The 15,568-nt window shown below is 71.2% G+C and carries 16 protein-coding genes; 12 read left to right on the top strand and 4 right to left on the bottom strand.

Features of this window, described 5'->3' with window-relative positions; translation table 11 throughout:
• The first annotated feature begins 16 nt into the window (after positions 1 to 16).
• The 6 genes from FGL15_RS00230 to FGL15_RS00205 all read left to right on the top strand — a co-directional run bounded on the left by FGL15_RS00230 (position 17) and on the right by FGL15_RS00205 (position 7,259).
• Positions 17 to 973 carry a hydroxymethylglutaryl-CoA lyase gene (locus FGL15_RS00230; protein WP_240773681.1) on the top strand — a complete coding sequence of 319 codons (957 nt, stop codon included), beginning with the start codon at positions 17 to 19 and terminating at the stop codon, positions 971 to 973.
• Positions 970 to 1,644 (top strand): FMN-binding negative transcriptional regulator, encoded by a 675-nt coding sequence (locus FGL15_RS00225; protein ID WP_138944530.1) that lies wholly within the window; start codon positions 970 to 972, stop codon positions 1,642 to 1,644. Before FGL15_RS00230 ends, FGL15_RS00225 begins: the two co-directional genes overlap by 4 nt.
• Positions 1,641 to 3,104, top strand: coding sequence for an amidohydrolase (locus FGL15_RS00220; RefSeq protein ID WP_240773679.1), 1,464 nt, complete (start codon positions 1,641 to 1,643; stop codon positions 3,102 to 3,104). The genes FGL15_RS00225 and FGL15_RS00220 overlap by 4 nt, the downstream gene beginning before the upstream one ends.
• Positions 3,104 to 4,831 carry an amidohydrolase gene (locus FGL15_RS00215; RefSeq protein ID WP_138944529.1) on the top strand — a complete coding sequence of 576 codons (1,728 nt, stop codon included), beginning with the start codon at positions 3,104 to 3,106 and terminating at the stop codon, positions 4,829 to 4,831. Before FGL15_RS00220 ends, FGL15_RS00215 begins: the two co-directional genes overlap by 1 nt.
• Positions 4,770 to 5,951 (top strand): M20 family metallopeptidase, encoded by a 1,182-nt coding sequence (locus FGL15_RS00210; RefSeq protein ID WP_138944528.1) that lies wholly within the window; start codon positions 4,770 to 4,772, stop codon positions 5,949 to 5,951. The genes FGL15_RS00215 and FGL15_RS00210 overlap by 62 nt, the downstream gene beginning before the upstream one ends.
• 123 nt (positions 5,952 to 6,074) lie before the next feature.
• The gene (locus tag FGL15_RS00205) at positions 6,075 to 7,259 is read left to right on the top strand and encodes an ATP-binding protein (RefSeq protein WP_138944527.1); all 1,185 of its coding nucleotides are present in this window, start codon (positions 6,075 to 6,077) and stop codon (positions 7,257 to 7,259) included.
• Here FGL15_RS00205 and FGL15_RS00200 read toward each other — a convergent pair.
• Positions 7,248 to 7,793, bottom strand: coding sequence for a CGNR zinc finger domain-containing protein (locus FGL15_RS00200; RefSeq protein ID WP_138944526.1), 546 nt, complete (start codon positions 7,791 to 7,793; stop codon positions 7,248 to 7,250). The genes FGL15_RS00205 and FGL15_RS00200 overlap by 12 nt on opposite strands.
• Positions 7,794 to 7,818: 25 nt before the next feature.
• Between FGL15_RS00200 and FGL15_RS00195 the strand changes: the two genes are divergently transcribed.
• Both FGL15_RS00195 and FGL15_RS00190 read left to right on the top strand, forming a co-directional pair.
• Positions 7,819 to 8,037 carry a hypothetical protein gene (locus tag FGL15_RS00195; protein ID WP_138944525.1) on the top strand — a complete coding sequence of 73 codons (219 nt, stop codon included), beginning with the start codon at positions 7,819 to 7,821 and terminating at the stop codon, positions 8,035 to 8,037.
• Positions 8,038 to 8,125: 88 nt separating this feature from the next.
• The gene (locus FGL15_RS00190) at positions 8,126 to 8,590 is read left to right on the top strand and encodes a carboxymuconolactone decarboxylase family protein (protein WP_138944524.1); all 465 of its coding nucleotides are present in this window, start codon (positions 8,126 to 8,128) and stop codon (positions 8,588 to 8,590) included.
• Between the two features lie 6 nt (positions 8,591 to 8,596).
• On the opposite strand, the gene FGL15_RS00185 is transcribed toward FGL15_RS00190, so the two are convergent.
• Positions 8,597 to 8,782: a hypothetical protein gene (locus FGL15_RS00185; RefSeq protein ID WP_086475374.1), complete on the bottom strand. Its 186-nt coding sequence runs from the start codon at positions 8,780 to 8,782 to the stop codon at positions 8,597 to 8,599.
• A gap of 124 nt (positions 8,783 to 8,906) precedes the next feature.
• Here FGL15_RS00185 and FGL15_RS00180 point away from each other — a divergent pair, with 124 nt between their 5' ends.
• Genes FGL15_RS00180 through FGL15_RS00170 form a run of 3 tightly spaced genes read left to right on the top strand, consistent with a single transcriptional unit; the run spans position 8,907 to position 11,556 of the window.
• On the top strand, positions 8,907 to 9,584 hold the full coding sequence (locus FGL15_RS00180; protein ID WP_138944523.1) for a response regulator transcription factor: 678 nt from the start codon (positions 8,907 to 8,909) through the stop codon (positions 9,582 to 9,584).
• Positions 9,577 to 10,935 (top strand): cell wall metabolism sensor histidine kinase WalK, encoded by a 1,359-nt coding sequence (locus FGL15_RS00175; protein WP_138944522.1) that lies wholly within the window; start codon positions 9,577 to 9,579, stop codon positions 10,933 to 10,935. The genes FGL15_RS00180 and FGL15_RS00175 overlap by 8 nt, the downstream gene beginning before the upstream one ends.
• Positions 10,936 to 10,992: 57 nt before the next feature.
• Entirely contained in the window at positions 10,993 to 11,556 is a 564-nt protein-coding gene (locus tag FGL15_RS00170; RefSeq protein ID WP_138944521.1) for a hypothetical protein, read from the top strand.
• An 83-nt stretch (positions 11,557 to 11,639) separates the two neighbouring features.
• On the opposite strand, the gene FGL15_RS00165 is transcribed toward FGL15_RS00170, so the two are convergent.
• Both FGL15_RS00165 and FGL15_RS00160 read right to left on the bottom strand, forming a co-directional pair.
• A complete protein-coding gene (locus tag FGL15_RS00165; protein WP_138944520.1) occupies positions 11,640 to 13,469 on the bottom strand; it encodes a DEAD/DEAH box helicase in 1,830 nt (609 codons plus the stop codon).
• A gap of 92 nt (positions 13,470 to 13,561) precedes the next feature.
• Positions 13,562 to 14,398: a DUF1206 domain-containing protein gene (locus tag FGL15_RS00160; protein WP_138944519.1), complete on the bottom strand. Its 837-nt coding sequence runs from the start codon at positions 14,396 to 14,398 to the stop codon at positions 13,562 to 13,564.
• 116 nt (positions 14,399 to 14,514) lie between these two features.
• On the opposite strand from FGL15_RS00160, the gene FGL15_RS00155 reads away from it, so the two are divergent.
• Positions 14,515 to 15,447, top strand: coding sequence for an alpha/beta fold hydrolase (locus tag FGL15_RS00155; RefSeq protein ID WP_138944518.1), 933 nt, complete (start codon positions 14,515 to 14,517; stop codon positions 15,445 to 15,447).
• Positions 15,448 to 15,568 lie beyond the last annotated feature (121 nt).

Raw genomic sequence — 15,568 nt, 5'->3', positions numbered from 1 at the left:
CCTTCCGCAGCCCCGGATGGAACCGGTGGACGGTCTCCCGACGCGGGTGCGCGTCTACGAGGTGGCGCCACGCGACGGGCTGCAGGCCGAGACGGACATCCTGCCGACGGCGGTGAAGGCGGAGCTCTGTCGGCGTCTGTACGAGGCGGGGTCGCGGGACCTCGAGGTGACGAGTTTCGTGCCGGCCACCTGGATCCCGCAGTTCGCGGATGCGGAACGGCTCGTCGCGGGCCTCGACGTGCCGACGGGTGCGCGGGCGGTCGGCCTCGTGCCGAACCTCCGCGGCCTGCATCGGGCGATCGACGCGGGTGTCCGGGAGGTCTCCGTCGTCGTGAGCGCGTCGGAGTCGTTCGCCAGGGCCAATCTCAACACCTCGCGCGAGGGGGCCGTCGAACGGGCCGAGGAGGTCGTCGCCGCCGCGACCGCGGATGGCGTCCCGGTGCGCGGCTACGTGTCGATGGCGTTCGGGGACCCTTGGGAGGGTGCGGTCGACCCGGCGACGGTCGTCGAGGCCGCCGTGCGGCTGCACCGCGCCGGGTGTTCGACGGTTGCCGTCAGCGACACGATCGGGGTCGGGACGCCCGGGCTCACGACCCGGGTCGTCCGGGACGTGCTCGCCGCCGGGATCCCGGTCGAGGCGGTCGCGCTGCATCTGCACGACACCTACGGGCAGGGACTCGCCAACGTGTACGCGGCGCTCTCGCTGGGCGTCGCCGAGTTCGACTCCTCCGTGGGTGGCCTGGGTCGCTGCCCGTACGCGAAGGGCGCCACCGGTAACCTCGCAACCGAGGACCTCGTGTGGATGCTCCACGGGCTCGGGATCGAGACCGGGCTCGACCTCGGGGCCCTTGCCGCGACGACCGCCTGGTTGGCGCGCGTCCGGGGCGTCGCAGCCCCCTCGAACGTGGCGACGGCCCTGGCGGCCGCAGCGTCCGCGGTCGACACCCCGAGCACCGCAGGAGGCGGCAGATGAGGCACACCACCGAGTACGTCCAGGGCGACGTCGAAGCGGTCCGCGCACTCGTGCGCGAGCACCCCTGGGCGACGGTCGTCAGTCACGTCCCGGGTCGCGGTCTCGTGTCCTCGCACTATCCGGTCCTGCTCGAGGAGGACGAGGACGGGATCGTGCTCCTCAGCCACGTCGGGCGGCCGGATGAGCGACTGCACGAGCTCGGCCAGCACGAGGCCATGGTGATCGTCTACGGCCCCCAGGGGTACGTGTCGCCGAGCTGGTACGACACGTCGCCGGCCGTCCCCACCTGGAACTTCGCGGTCGCGCACCTGTACGGGGTGCCTGAACTGCTCTCGGACGAGGAGAACCTGCAGGTGCTCGACCGCCTCGTCGCCCACTTCGAGCGTGTGCTGCCCGAGCCGTACCTGATGAACGGGACGATCGCGAACAGCGAGTACGCGGCACGCATCGTCCATGGGACGGTCGGATTCCGCCTACGCGTGACCCGGTTCGAGGCCAAGGAGAAGATGAGCCAGGACAAACCGGCCGAGGTGGTCGAACGGGTCGTCACGGCGCTCGGGGAGCCGGGTCCGTACCGGAACCCGAGCCTCGCCGCCCGCATGGCTGCCCTCCACGGGCTCGACACGGGGACGGCTGCGCCGACCACCGAGGACGGGACACTCGCACCGTGACCGACCTCATGCTGCGGAACGCGCGCCCCTCCGGCGGCGAGCCCGTCGACATCCTCGTCCGCGACGGCCGGATCGCCGAGATCGGACCGGCCGGGACGGCCCCGGTGTCCGGCGAGGTCGTCGACGTCGCCGGACGCACGATCGGACCGGGGCTCTGGGACGCCCACGTCCACATGACCCAGTGGGTGATCCAGCGGCGACGGATCGACCTGACCGACACCGCCAGCGCGGCCGACGTCCTCGCGGCCGTCCGTCGCGCGGTCGACACCGGTGCGCCGCTCACCGACGGGCTCCTCATGGGGTACGGGTTCCGCGACGGCCTGTGGACGCAGCCGGCGACGCTCGCCGCGCTGGAGGCCACCGAATCGGACGTACCCGTCGTCCTCGTCAGCGGCGACCTGCACTGCGCCTGGATGAACACGCGCGCCGCGCGACGACTCGGCTTGGACCTCGACGCGAGCGGTGTGGTCGCCGAAGCGCCGTGGATCGAGGCGCTGCAGCGGATCGACCAGCACTCGGGGCTCGCCGCCCACGCCTACCGGGACGCCGCCGACGCGGCAGCCCGACGCGGTGTCGTCGGGGTCGTCGAGTTCGAGAACACCGACAATCTCGGCGAATGGTCCGAGCGCATCGCGAACGGCGCGACGAGCCTGCGGATCGAGGCCGCCGCGTGGCCCGACCGCCTGGAGTCCGTCATCGCGGCGGGACTCCGCACCGGCGACGCGATCGACCCGGCCGGACTCCTCACCATGGGGCGACTCAAGGTCGTCGTCGACGGTTCCCTCAACACGAGGACCGCCTGGTGCTGGGACCCGTATCCGGGCGTCGACCCGTCGAGTGCGCACGCCTGCGGGGTCGAGAGCGTCTCGGTCGACGAGCTCCGCCGACTGCTGGAACGAGCGAGGGGCGCCGGGATCGAGGCTGCCGTCCACGCGATCGGCGACCGAGCCAACACCGAGGTCCTCGACACCTTCGAAGCGCTCGGGATGCGCGGCGTCATCGAGCACGCCCAGCTCGTGCGCGAGCAGGACTTCGCCCGGTTCGCGAGCCTCGGGCTCATCGCGAGCGTGCAGCCCGAGCACGCGATGGACGACCGGGACGTCGCCGACCGCCACTGGAGCGGCCGCACGGATCGCGCCTTCGCGTTCGGATCCCTGCACCGCGCAGGCGTCGGCCTCCGACTCGGCTCGGACGCTCCGGTCTCGCCCCTCGACCCGTGGCAGGCGATCGCCTCCGCGACGAGCCGGAGTCGCGACGGCCGCGACGCCTGGCACCCCGAGCAACGGCTCCCGCTGGACGTGGCCCTGGCCGCGAGCGTCCGCACCTCGATCGCGGTCGGTCAACCCGCCGACCTCGTCATCACGGACCTCGACCCGCTCGACGCCGACGCCGAGCGGCTGCGGTCGATGCCGGTCGCCGCGACCCTGCTCGGCGGTCGCTTCACCTGGCGCGCGATCTGATGGCAGCTGAGACCGAGACGGAGACCCCCACCGTGACACCGCAACCCACCGCGACGCCGACCCGCTCGCAGCTCTTCACGAACGCCCGCGTGTTCACCGGGACCGACGAGACGGACATCGCCTCCGCGTTCCGCATCGTCGACGGCCGCTTCGACTGGGTGGGGGAGGCGTCCGCGGTCGCGGGGGAACCCTCGGTCGACCTCGGCGGACGCACCGTGCTCCCCGGCCTCATCGACAGCCACACCCACCCGGCGCTCATGGCCGCCACCGCCGTGGCCGCCGAGTGCTTCCCGCCTTCAGTGGTCTCCATCGACGGACTCGTGGAGCGGCTGCGAGAGCACCAGGCGACGCTGACCGCGCCGAGCGCCTGGGTGCTCGGCCGAGGGTTCGACGACACGAAGTTCCCCGAGGGACGGATGCCGACCACGGCCGACCTCGACGCGGTGTCCGCAGAACGCCCCGTCCTCGTCTGGCGCTGCGACGCCCACTCCGCCGTCTGCAACACCGCGGCGCTCCGCCTCGCGGGCATCACGGCCGCCACGCCCGACCCGTCCGGTGCGCGTTTCGAACGCGGACCGGACGGCGAGCCGAACGGCGTCCTCACCGAGATCGCCGCGGTCGAGGCGGTCGCCAGGTTCATCCCGGTGCCCGAACGCGACGAGCAGGTCGCTTCGCTCGTCGCGATCGGCGAGGAACTGGCCTCGCGAGGGATCGTCGCCGTGTGCGACCTGCTGTCCAACCGACTGCACGACCCCCTCGACGCCTTCCGCGCCGCTGCCGCCGAGGGGCTCAGCACCCGCGTCGCCCTCTACCCGGGCTGGGACCCCGCCGCGCCACTCGCCGAGCTGACTCCGGACGATCGCGAGGGGCGGATCCGCATCGGCGGGGTGAAGGTCGTCCTCGACGGGGCCTACTCGAACCGCACCGCCTGGGTCGCCGAACCGTATCCCGAATCCTGCGACCACGGACTCCGACTCGTCGAAGACGACGACGTCCTCGCAGCCGGCGCCTGGGCTCGCCGCAACGGCGTCCAGCTCGCGGTGCACGCCATGGGCGACAGCGCCCTCGACCGCGTCGCGAGCCTCTTCGAAGACCAGGAGCCCTGGCTCGACGGCATCCCCTCCGTCCGCATCGAGCACGCGACCATCATCAGCGAGGAGTACGCCGAACGGCTCCGCTCCGCGCGCATGACGTTCGGGATCGCCACCCACACCGTGTTCTTCTTCGCCGAGTACGACGGCTACGAGCTCGCCCTCCGCGCCGAACAGGTCCCCGACACCTACCCGATCGCCCGGTTGTTCCGCACCATCGGGCCGCTCGCGCTCTCCTCCGACCGCCCGGCCACCGCCTGGAGCGGCGCCGACGACGTCATGCTCTCCGTCGAGGCCGCCGTCCGACGGCAGGCCTACAACGGCGCCGACTTCGTCCCCGAGGAAGCCATCAGCGTCGCCCAGGCGCTTCTGCTGTACACGGGACGAGCCGGCCTGCTCTCGCCGCTCGAGAGCGTCGGTCGGATCGCCACGGGATACGACGGCAGCTTCGCCGTCCTCGACCGCGACGTCTTCTCCGTCCCGCGGACGAGATCGCCACCGTCCGGGTCGCCGAGACCTGGATCCGCGGCGAGCAGGTGTACCGGCGCTCGCCGCGGGACGAGGGGATCCGCTCATGACCGGCTTCCAGGAGCATGCGACCGCGATGCGCGACGAGCTGATCGCCGTCCGACGTGAGCTGCACCAGGCCGTCGAGGTCGGCCTCGACCTGCCCGGAACCCAGCGGATCATCCTGCGCGAACTCGAGGGCCTCGGCCTGGAGGTCACGACGGGCACCGGACTCTCCTCGGTCGTCGCCGTCCTCCGGGGCGGTGCCCCGGGCCCCACCGTGCTGCTCCGTGCCGACATGGACGGTCTGCCGGTCACCGAGGCGACCGGGTTGCCGTTCGCGTCGACCTCCGGGGCCATGCACGCCTGCGGCCACGACCTCCACATGGCGGGTCTCCTCGGTGCCGTCAGGCTGCTCGTCGCCCGTCGCGACGACCTCGCCGGCACGGTCGTGTTCATGTTCCAGCCCGGGGAGGAGGGCCAGGCCGGCGCGCGGATCATGCTCGAGGAAGGTCTGCTCGACCTCGCCGGAGAGCGACCCGTGGCGGCGTACGCGCTGCACGTCGACTGCAGCACCCCACGCGGTCAGCTCGTCACGCGGGAGGGCGCGATGATGGCGAGTGCCAACGCGTTGCAGCTCACCGTCCGCGGGACGGGCGGTCACGCGGCGTTCCCGCACCTCGCCGTCGACCCGGTGCCGGTCGCCGCACACCTCATCCTCGCCGTGCAGACCTTCGCGGCCCGTCGGCTCCCGGCCACCGACCAGGCCGTCATCTCCATCACCCGGCTGAGCAGCGACTCCGAGGCCAGCAACGTGCTCGCCTCGGCCGTCAGCCTGGAGGCGAACATCCGCACGCTGTCGAAGGCGACGCTCGAGACGGTCCGTGAGCAGCTGCCGCAGCTGCTGACCGCGATCGCCGAGGCGCACGGCTGCACCCTCGAGTCGACGTTCATCGCGTCCTACCCCGTCACCGTCAACGATCCGGTGGAGACGCGGTTCGTCCTCAGCACGCTCGACTCACTCGTCGGGCCCGACCGGGTCATCCGCCAGGAGGTGCCGTCGATGGCGTCGGAGGACTTCGCCTACATCCTCGACGAGGTCCCCGGCACGCTCGTCTTCGTCGGCGCCGCCCCCGACGAGGGATCCGTCGCCCTGCACTCCGAGCGCGCGGTCTTCGACGACGGTGTCCTGGATCTGCAGGCCGCGGTGCTCGCCCAACTCGCCTGGAGGCGCCTCCAGCTCGCGTGAGCGACAGTCGACCCTCCGGGTGGCGAGTGGCACATCCCGGACGTATCCGACAGCCGGGGCAGTGCATGTGCCCTGGATGGGTAGCATGGACACGTTCCGGATTCCGACGACGAAAGGGCGCGCGTGATCACCGCAGAGGACATCACGAGGCGCGCCGCGATCGCCGAGTACCAGGTCGTCGGTCGTCCGCCCGAGACGGACCTCGAGAGCCTCGTCCACCTCGCCGCGACCATGTGCGACGTGCCGACCGCCGTCATCAACATCATCGACGACCGGTTCCAACACCAGATCGCTGCGGTCGGGATGGAACCGGCGAGCTGCTCGCGCGAGGACTCGATGTGCGCGGTCGTGTTCCAACAGCAGGTGCGGACGATCGTCTCAGACGCTCGGGAGGACCCTCGTTTCGCGGCGAACCCCTTCGTGACCGGTGAGCTCGCCAGCGTCCGCTTCTACGCGTCGAGCCCGCTCGTCACCCCCGACGGCGTCCCGATCGGCACCCTGTGCATCTTCGACGACCGTGTCCGCGAGCTCTCCCCAGAACATGGCAAGGCCCTCGACCTCCTCGCGAGGCAGGTCGTCGACGTCCTCGAGTTGCTCCGCCTCACGCACGAGCTCGGCCAGTCCAACGAGCAGCTCGCCCAGTTCGCCGGCCAGGTGAGCCACGACCTGCGCAACCCGCTCATGGCGGTCTCCGGGTTCCTCGAGCTCGCGACCGACAGCCCGGACATGGTGAACGCGCCGCACGCGGCGAAGGCGCTCGCGCGAGCCGAGTCCGCCGCCGACCGGATGGCGGCGATGATCACCGACCTGCTCGACTTCGCCCGGATCGGCGGCGCCCGTCCGCGACGCGTCCCGATCGACCTCGAGCCCCTCGTGTCCTCGGTGGTCGAGGACCTCGATGCGACCATCACCTCGACCGGCGCGACCGTCGACGTCGACACGCCCTTCCAAGTGCACGGCGACGAGACGCTGCTGGGCGCGCTGCTGCAGAACCTGATCGCGAACGCGGTGAAGTTCAGTGCAGCCTCCGGAGTCGTGCCGCACGTGCTGGTGCAGGCAGAACGGGTCTCCGCCGGGGTGCTGGTCGCGGTCGAGGACAACGGTCCCGGTGTCGCTCCGGAGCAGCGGGAGCGCGTCTTCGACCTCATGGAACGCGCGGCGGGGAGCGAGGTCGCCGGCCTCGGCATCGGCCTCTCGACCTGTCGGCGCATCGTCGAGGCGCACGGTGGCCGGATCGAGATCGACGAGTCTGGGCTCGGGGGAGCGAGCGTCTGGTTCCTGTTGCCCGACGCCCGATCAGCGGGCTGAGCCGCCCGCGCGTGCGCGGTGCCTGCGGACGCCCGACCGGTTGGCGCACCGCACCGAGCAGTAGCGCTGACGGCCGTTGCGGGTGACGTCGACGACGACCCGCCGGCAGGTGTCGCCGGGTTCGGTCCCCGCCGCACACCGACCGAGACGCTGCATCCCCCTCGTCGTCAGGTGGAGGGCGGTCCCGACGCTGATCACCGCGGCGAGGACGTCCGGGAGCGCCTGGTGCTCGTCGCGATAGTGCAGGTGCCACCCCTCGCCGTCGTGGTCCGTCAGCCGTGGGAACGCGGCCGCGGAGGCCATCTGGCGGTTGAGCGCGGCCGCCCTGGCCTGATCGTCGGCTGCATCGACGACGGTCAGCCACTCGTCGACGACCCGGCGGACGCGGGCGTGGTCACGGGGGACCTCGGTGAAGGGCATCGTCATCCCGTGCTCGCGGGTGCGGGCGACGATGGCGTCCCGGTCGTCGGGCCAGTCGTTCGCCAGCGACGCGGCCAGGAGGACGGCGTACGAACCGTAAGGGTTGAGATGCATAACGCCATTACATCACGGTGGAGTCATGACCATCCTCGACGCACCCCCGCAGTCCTCCGAACCCTCGCCGAACGCCGTCGACGCCTGCCGCCACACGTGGGCGACGGAGTCGGCGCACACCACCTCGGAGGGGTCGCTGCGTTACCTCCGGTGTACGGCCTGCGGCAGTCGGCGGATGGAACTGCGACCCCACGACGAAGCGCCGGCGGTCCCGGTCACGCGCCAGGACATCCCGCCGCGGTGACACCGCACGGTGACGTCCTCGAGTCACGCGCGTTAGCGTGGACGAGTGGTGTGCGGGATCGCGCCCGCCCAGTGACGAGAGGAACCCCATGAGCGCCGACGTCTGGCTCGACAAGGAATCACCCGAGGTCTATCAGGCGCTCGTCGAGACCGGACGCGCCGCGGGTCGTGCGGCTCTCGACGCCGGCATCGACAAGCGGCTCATGGAGCTGATCCGGATCCGGGCCTCGCAGATGAACGGTTGTGCGTACTGCCTGCGTCTCCATGTCGCTGACGCGATCGCGCTCGGCGAGACCACGGAACGCCTCGCCATCCTGTCCGCCTGGCGCGACAGTGAGTACTTCAGCCCGGTGGAGCAGGCCGCACTCGCGATCACCGAGGACGTCACCCTGATCGCGGACGTGCAGCACCGACGGCGCCTGCCGGACGACGACCTGTCGACGCTCACGAACGGTCAGATCGCCGCGGTCCGCTGGCTGGCGATCGTCATCAACGCCTTCAACCGCGTCTCGATCACGAGCCACTACCCGGTGCACCCGGGGCAGGCGGGCTGACGGCGGTCAGTCCTTCCGGCGCCTCGCGCCGCGGAACCACGCTGCGACGCGGGTGCCCAGTCCGTCGGAGTACTCGTTCGAGAGGTCGAGCGTCTCCTTGCCGAGATCGCCGCCGTTCCTGATCGACTCGAGCGCACGCAGCGCCCGGGCCTCCTGCTCGGCGGCTCGCTTCCGGCGGTCCTCATCACCCATGCGCCCAGCCTAGACGCGGGTCCACGCCGGACCGTCCGGCTTCAGCGCTGCTTCAGCTTGTCCGCGCCAGACTGGGACGCGCCGCTCGACCGTCGACCGGCACGGAGCCTGGAGGTCGCACCGGATGCGGATACTCGTCGTGGACGATGAGGTGCGACTCGCCGACGGTGTTCGGAGGGGGCTCGAAGCGGAGGGCTTCGCGGTCGACGTCGCTGCGAACGGGGTCGACGGCCTGTGGATGGCCGGCGAGCATCGCTACGACGCCGTCATCCTCGACATCATGATGCCGGGCCTCAGCGGCTACCGCGTCTGTCAGCAGCTCCGCGACGCGGGCGACTGGACCCCGATCCTCATGCTCACCGCGAAGGACGGCGACTGGGACCAGGTCGAAGCCCTCGACACCGGTGCCGACGACTTCCTGAGCAAACCCTTCTCCTTCGCGGTGCTCGTCGCGCGGATCCGCTCACTCGTCCGACGTGGATCGCGGGAGCGGCCAGCGGTGCTCGAGGTCGGCGAACTGCGGCTCGACCCGGCCTCGAAGCAGGTCCACCGAGGCGACGTCCCGATCGACCTCACCTCGCGCGAGTTCGCGGTCCTCGAGTTCCTCATGCGACGCGGGGGCGAGGTGGTGTCGAAGCGCGAGGTCCTGCAGAACGTCTGGGACGACGATTTCGAGGGCGACCCCAACATCGTCGAGGTCTACGTCGGGCATCTCCGCAACAAGGTGGACCGCCCCTTCGAGCGCGCCTCGATCGAGACGGTGCGCGGGTTCGGATACCGGTTGGCGGGCGGGCGTGGCTGACGCCGGGCCGCACGGAGCGGTCGCGCCCCGACGGCGGCTGTGGCGGTCGGTCCGAGGCCGCGCGGCACTGGGATCGGTGCTCGCGGTCGGACTGTTCCTCGGGGTCGGCTCCGTCGCGTTCGTCGGGCTGTTCTCCGCGGCGCTCCGTTCCGGCGTCGAACAGAGCGCCTCGGCCGAGGCGGAGGGCGTCTCGGCGCAACTGGTCGCGGCGGACGCGACGACGCTGCCCGAGGACGACGGTCGACTCCTGGTCCTCGTCGAGGACGGCCGTGTCGTGGACCGGACGGACGACGAGATCGAGCTCCCGACGCCGATCCCGGACAGTGATGTTTTCGTCTCGGTCGTCGATGACGAGCCGGTGTTGTTCGCCAGCGAGGACGTCGACGTCGACGGCCGTGACCTGGTTGTCCTCGCGGGCCGCTCCCTCGAGGAGACCGACGATGCCGTCGGACTCGTGTCGATGCTCCTGTTCATCGCGGTGCCCGTGCTCGTCGCCCTCGTCGGCGGACTGACGTGGCTGCTCGTCGGACGTGCGTTGGCGCCGGTGGAGCGCATCCGCCGTGAGGTCTCGGAGCTGGGGGCGGGCGAGCTGCACCGACGGATCGAGGTCCCCGCCACGGGCGACGAGATCGGTCGCCTCGCCGGGACGATGAACGGGATGCTCGAGCGGCTCGAGGACGCCCAGACGGCGCAGCGGCGGTTCGTGTCGGATGCCTCGCACGAACTCCGCTCACCGCTCGCGGTGATCAGGCAGTACGCCGAGGTGGCGGCGCTCCACCCGGACCGGGTCGACCCGGCCGAGCTGTCCTCGACGGTCCTCGAGGAGGGCGCCAGGATGCAAGGGCTCGTCGAGTCGCTCCTGCTGCTCGCGAAGCTCGATGAAGGGGCGACGGGCACCGCGCGGCGCACGGTCGACGTCGACGACCTCCTGCTGGCGGAGGCTGCTCGCCTCCGATCCGCCGGTGGACTGCGCGTCGAGTCCGAGGCCGTCGCGGCGGCGAGGGTCGACGGCGACGACGTGCTCCTCGCCCGGGTGGTGCGGAACCTCGTCGACAACGCCGTCCGGCACGCGCGCTCCGTCGTCCGACTCGGATCCGCCACCGACGGCCGGTTCATCAGGATCTCCGTGGAGGACGACGGCCCCGGTGTGCCGGTCGAGTCCCGCGCACACGTGTTCGAACGGTTCGTCCGCCTCGACGAGAGCCGTTCGCGCGACGCCGGCGGATCGGGCCTGGGCCTGGCGATCGTGGCCGACGTCGTGCGGTTGCACGGCGGCTCGATCGAACTCGTCGACAGCGCGCTCGGCGGGGCGGCGTTCATCGTCACGCTCCCGGCGTCGTCCGCTTCCTGAACGCGGCTTCAGCTCGCTTCAGGTCCGCTTCAGCGCTCCTCGGACAGTCTGGGGCACATGAACGAGAACACCGCCTCCCAGCCCACCGATCCCACGCAGCCCACCGCAGCCACCGAGCGCATCGAACCCGTCGAGCGCGTCGAGGCGACCGATCACACCGCCATCCCCGCGACCCCGGCGACCACCGGGAAGCCGGCCTTCTGGCGCCGGAAGCCCGTGTGGATCACCGCGATCGTCGTGGGGGCCCTCGCCCTCGGTGGAGCCGGTGCCGCCTACGCCGTGGACGAGTTCGGGGACGCCGACGACGACCGCGTCACGGCGGCGTCGAACACCGACCGCGACGGCGGCACCGCCATCGACGACGGTGACACCACGGCGGCCACCGATGATCGCGACGCCCATGACGCCGACGACGTGCCGCTGACCGACACCGAGTTCGACGCGGCCTCGAAGGCAGCGCTCGCCGAGGCGAAGGGCGGTGCCGTGACCGACGTCGACCGCAGCGACGACCCGGGCGAGGCGTTCGAGGTCGACGTCCTCCTCGAGAACGGCGACGAGCTCGAGATCGCGCTCGACGCGGACTACGCCGTGGTCACCAGCGTGCTCGACCCGCGCGACTGACGGACGCACCCCGCCGGGTGCGGAACGACGAGGGCCGGACGGAATCCCAGGATTCCGTCCGGCCCTCGTCGTGTGTGTGCGAGCTAGGAGCGCGGCTTGCGGTCGTACGAACCGCCGCCCGTGCCGCCCTCGTCGTCGCGTCGGCGGGCCGGGCCGCCGCGGTCGGGACGGAGCTCGATGAGCTTGCCGCTGATGCGGGTGTTCTCGAGGCGGTCGAAGACGTCGTTGCCGAGGCTCGCCGGCAGTTCGACGATCGAGAAGTCCGGCTTGATCTGGATCGCGCCGAAGTCCTCGCGCTTCAGACCGCCCTCGTTCGCGAGCGCGCCCACGATCTGACGCGGGTCGACCTTCTGGCGACGACCCACGGCGATACGGTACGGGGCCATCGGTCCGCTGGACGGACGGCTGCGACGCTCGGGACGGTCGCCCTGATCGCCGCGGTCGCTACGGTCGAAGCGTGAGCCGCGGTCGCCGGAGTCGCGACGGTCGCGACCGGCGCGGTCATTGCTACGGTTGGTGTTGTCGAATTCCTCACGACGGCGGCGCTCGTCCTCCGCGGAGAGGAGCAGCGGCGTCTCGCCCTGGGAGACGACGGCCAGGGCCGCCGCGACATCGGCCTCGGGGACGTCGTGGTGGGAGACGTAGTGGCCGATGATCTCGCGGAAACGCTCGATCCGGTCGGTCTGGCCGAGCGCTTCGGTGATCGCGTCGTCGAAGCGGGTGAGGCGCGTGGCGTTGACGTCGTCGACGCTCGGCAGCTGCATCTGCGTGAGGGGCTGGCGGGTGGCCCGCTCGATGGCCTTCAGGAGGTGGCGTTCGCGCGGCGTGACGAAGCTGATCGCGTCGCCCGTGCGCCCGGCGCGGCCGGTGCGGCCGATGCGGTGCACGTAGGACTCGGTGTCGACGGGGATGTCGTAGTTGACGACGTGGCTGATGCGCTCGACGTCGAGACCGCGCGCGGCGACGTCGGTCGCGACGAGGATGTCGAGCTTGCCGGCCTTCAGCTGGTTGACGGTCCGTTCGCGCTGCACCTGGGCGACGTCGCCGTTGATGGCGGCCGCCGAGTAACCGCGCGCCCGGAGCTTCTCCGCGAGCGTCTCGGTCTCGTTCTTCGTGCGCGTGAAGATGATCATCGCGCTGAAGTTCTCGGTCTCGAGGATGCGGGTCAGGGCGTCGACCTTCTGCGGGTACGAGACCGTCAGGTAGCGCTGCGTGATGCTGGCCGAGGTCGTGGTCTTCGTCTTGACCGTGATCTCTTCCGGGTTGTTCAGGTACTTCGCGGAGATGCGACGGATGGACGACGGCATCGTCGCGGAGAACAGGGCGACCTGCTTGTCCTTCGGGGTGTCGGCCAGGATCGTCTCGACGTCCTCGGCGAAGCCCATCTTCAGCATCTCGTCGGCCTCGTCGAGCACGAGGTACTTGAGCTCCGTGAGGTCGAGGGTGCCCTTCTCCAGGTGGTCCATGATGCGACCCGGCGTGCCGACGACGATGTGGACGCCGCGACGGAGGGCCGACAGCTGGACGCCGTAGCCCTGGCCGCCGTAGACGGGCAGGACGTGGACGCCGCGCAGGTGGGTGGCGTACTTCTCGAACGCTTCGCAGACCTGGAGGGCGAGCTCGCGGGTCGGCGCGAGGACGAGCGCCTGCGGCGTCTTCTGCGTGATGTCGAGGCGGGACAGGATCGGCAGGGCGAACGCCGCGGTCTTGCCGGTGCCCGTCTGTGCGAGGCCGACGACGTCGCGTCCCTCGAGCAGCAGCGGGATGGTGGCCGCCTGGATGGCGGACGGGGTCTCGTAGCCGACGTCCTTGAGTACCTTGAGCACCGCGTCGTCGAGGCCGAGGTCGGAGAAGGTCTGCGTAGCGCCGGCGGGTTCCGCCTCGGGCTGCGTCGTGGAATCAGAAGACGTCATACTCCTAACGGTAGTCGCAACGCAAGCGTTTGCAGGACATGGTCTGGAGCCGACCCGTCCGCGTCGCCGCCCGAGGCGCCCGCCTCACCGTCCTAGAGGCTGCCCCAGCGCGCCCGGGCACCGCAGAAGAGTCCGTAGGCGATGAGCCCGACGCCGACCACGAGCAGGATGACGACGCCGAACGGGAGCGCGGCCAATGCCGAGATGGCGCCGTCCATGCCGGAGGCCTTCTCGGGGTCCTGGGTGGCGGCCGCGACGAGGAACAGGATGCCGACGGTGATCAGCGCGATCCCCTTGGCGACCCATCCGACGACGCCGAGGACGACGACGGCGCGCTTCGTCGTGCCGGTGGGCGGGTGCACGTCCTCGAGGAACTTCCGCGTGACGCCCTTGAAGACGAAGAAGCCGCCGATGCCGATGACCACGAGGCCGACGACGATGACGACGAACACCCCACCGGGGGAGGACAGGAGGGTCGCCGTGAGGCCCTGACTGGACTGCGAGGAGTCCTGGCTGCCGCCGAGGGCGAAGGTCAGCGCGGTCGATCCGACGGCGAAGTAGGCGATCGCGCGACCGGCGGTCGAGATCCGCTTGCTCCACCGCTTGCGGGTGTCGGACTCGCGCACGAGGAAGGCGGAGATCGCCGTCCAGAGACCGAGGGCGAACAGTCCGACGGAGACGACCCAGATGATCGCGATCCCGCCGGGCGTGCCTGCAAGCGTCTTGAGCGCACCCGACTGGTCCGCGTCACCGCCGCCGCCGGATCCACCGCTCGCGCCGGACAGTGCGATGGAGATCGCGATCCCGCCGATGAGGACGTGGAGCAAGCCGTTGACGGCGTGGCCCGTGCGGGCGAGGGTACGGAGGGCCGTGCTGTTCTGTGCGGTTCCAGCGGCTTGGTCTGCGGCGGCGCGTGCGTTCTCAGGCATCAGACCACGGTAGCGGCCGGGTTCGCGACCTGAAGGGGGGTTGCGCGCCGTGCCGGGGGACCGGCGTCGTCGATCGAGCACCGATCCGAGCGGCACCTCGTTTCCGAATGACACGCATGCCCGTGAACTCCTCGCGTCCCGCCCCGCCGGACGAACCCTCCGTGATCACCACCGATGCGACCGCGCTCGGCCTGGGACGCGTCACGGTGGACACCGACATCGGACCGGTCACCGTCCGGGCGGGTCGCGAAGCGGGCGGACCGGCCACGATCCTGCTGCACGGCGCCGCCGGTTCCTGGACCACCTGGTCACCACTCCTCCGTGCCGACGACGAGCGGGGCGCGGTCGTCGACGACGTCATCGCCGTGGACCTCCCGGGGTGGGGTGAATCGGCGCTTCCCACCGCCGACCCGGTGACGGTCGGAGACCTCTCCGCAGCCGTCGCGACGGTCGCCCGCTCCCTCGGCTACCGGTCCTGGCGCGTGGTCGGGCATTCGCTCGGCGGCTTCGTCGCGCTCGACCTCGCTGTCCGCGAACCCGAGGCGACGATCCGGATCGACCTCGTCTCACCGACGGGGATCGGCGTCGTCGAGGCGATCCGCCAGCCGGTCGGTGGCGGCGTCCGGCTCCCGTGGTTCGCGGGCATGCTCCTCGGGATGCGTGTCCTGCAGACGCTCGGTGAACGCGGGCCCGGGCTCGTCCGCGCGCTGAACCGGATCGGCCTGCTCGCACCGCTCATGTCGCCCCTGTTCGGACGACGCCGGGACCTCGACCGGTCGGTCGTCGACGCGCTCGCAGCCGACGTCCGGCCCGCATCGTTCCTCCTGGCCGCCCGAGCGGCCGCCGCCTACGACCTGCACGTCTGGCGCGGCGTGCGGTGTCCCGTCCGCTGCATGATGGGCGACCGCGACGTCTTCATCGGGCCCGACGACACAGCCGTCCTCGCCGCCCTGGTCCCGGACCTCCGACTGCACACCCTGCCGGCGACCGGGCACTTCGCGGCGGTGGAACACCCGGAGGCCGTCCTGGAGCTCGTCACCTCGGCGTGATCCGCATGGCCTGACGGGTGCAGCGAGGTCGACATCCGCTATCCTGGTCCTCTGCCCGACTTCGTGGTTGGGGTGGTTGATCGTCCGCACCGTGCTGCACTCGCGCCGTGTGCCGAGCATC

It is taken from the genome of Plantibacter sp. M259, from assembly GCF_006065115.1.
In the GTDB taxonomy this organism is placed as follows: Bacteria; Actinomycetota; Actinomycetes; order Actinomycetales; family Microbacteriaceae; genus Plantibacter; species Plantibacter auratus.
This window is presented reverse-complemented; position numbering and strand designations above follow the sequence as displayed.

Bases quoted from the DNA above. Each gene is read 5' to 3' on its own strand.
- FGL15_RS00230 (WP_240773681.1), top strand. From the start codon at position 17: ATGGAACCGGTGGACGGTCTCCCGACGCGGGTGCGCGTCTACGAGGTG.
- FGL15_RS00225 (WP_138944530.1), top strand. From the start codon at position 970: ATGAGGCACACCACCGAGTACGTCCAGGGCGACGTCGAAGCGGTCCGC.
- FGL15_RS00215 (WP_138944529.1), top strand. From the start codon at position 3,104: ATGGCAGCTGAGACCGAGACGGAGACCCCCACCGTGACACCGCAACCC.
- FGL15_RS00210 (WP_138944528.1), top strand. From the start codon at position 4,770: ATGACCGGCTTCCAGGAGCATGCGACCGCGATGCGCGACGAGCTGATC.
- FGL15_RS00200 (WP_138944526.1), bottom strand. From the start codon at position 7,793: ATGCATCTCAACCCTTACGGTTCGTACGCCGTCCTCCTGGCCGCGTCG.
- FGL15_RS00195 (WP_138944525.1), top strand. From the start codon at position 7,819: ATGACCATCCTCGACGCACCCCCGCAGTCCTCCGAACCCTCGCCGAAC.
- FGL15_RS00190 (WP_138944524.1), top strand. From the start codon at position 8,126: ATGAGCGCCGACGTCTGGCTCGACAAGGAATCACCCGAGGTCTATCAG.
- FGL15_RS00185 (WP_086475374.1), bottom strand. From the start codon at position 8,782: ATGGGTGATGAGGACCGCCGGAAGCGAGCCGCCGAGCAGGAGGCCCGG.
- FGL15_RS00180 (WP_138944523.1), top strand. From the start codon at position 8,907: ATGCGGATACTCGTCGTGGACGATGAGGTGCGACTCGCCGACGGTGTT.
- FGL15_RS00170 (WP_138944521.1), top strand. From the start codon at position 10,993: ATGAACGAGAACACCGCCTCCCAGCCCACCGATCCCACGCAGCCCACC.
- FGL15_RS00165 (WP_138944520.1), bottom strand. From the start codon at position 13,469: ATGACGTCTTCTGATTCCACGACGCAGCCCGAGGCGGAACCCGCCGGC.
- FGL15_RS00160 (WP_138944519.1), bottom strand. From the start codon at position 14,398: ATGCCTGAGAACGCACGCGCCGCCGCAGACCAAGCCGCTGGAACCGCA.
- FGL15_RS00155 (WP_138944518.1), top strand. From the start codon at position 14,515: ATGCCCGTGAACTCCTCGCGTCCCGCCCCGCCGGACGAACCCTCCGTG.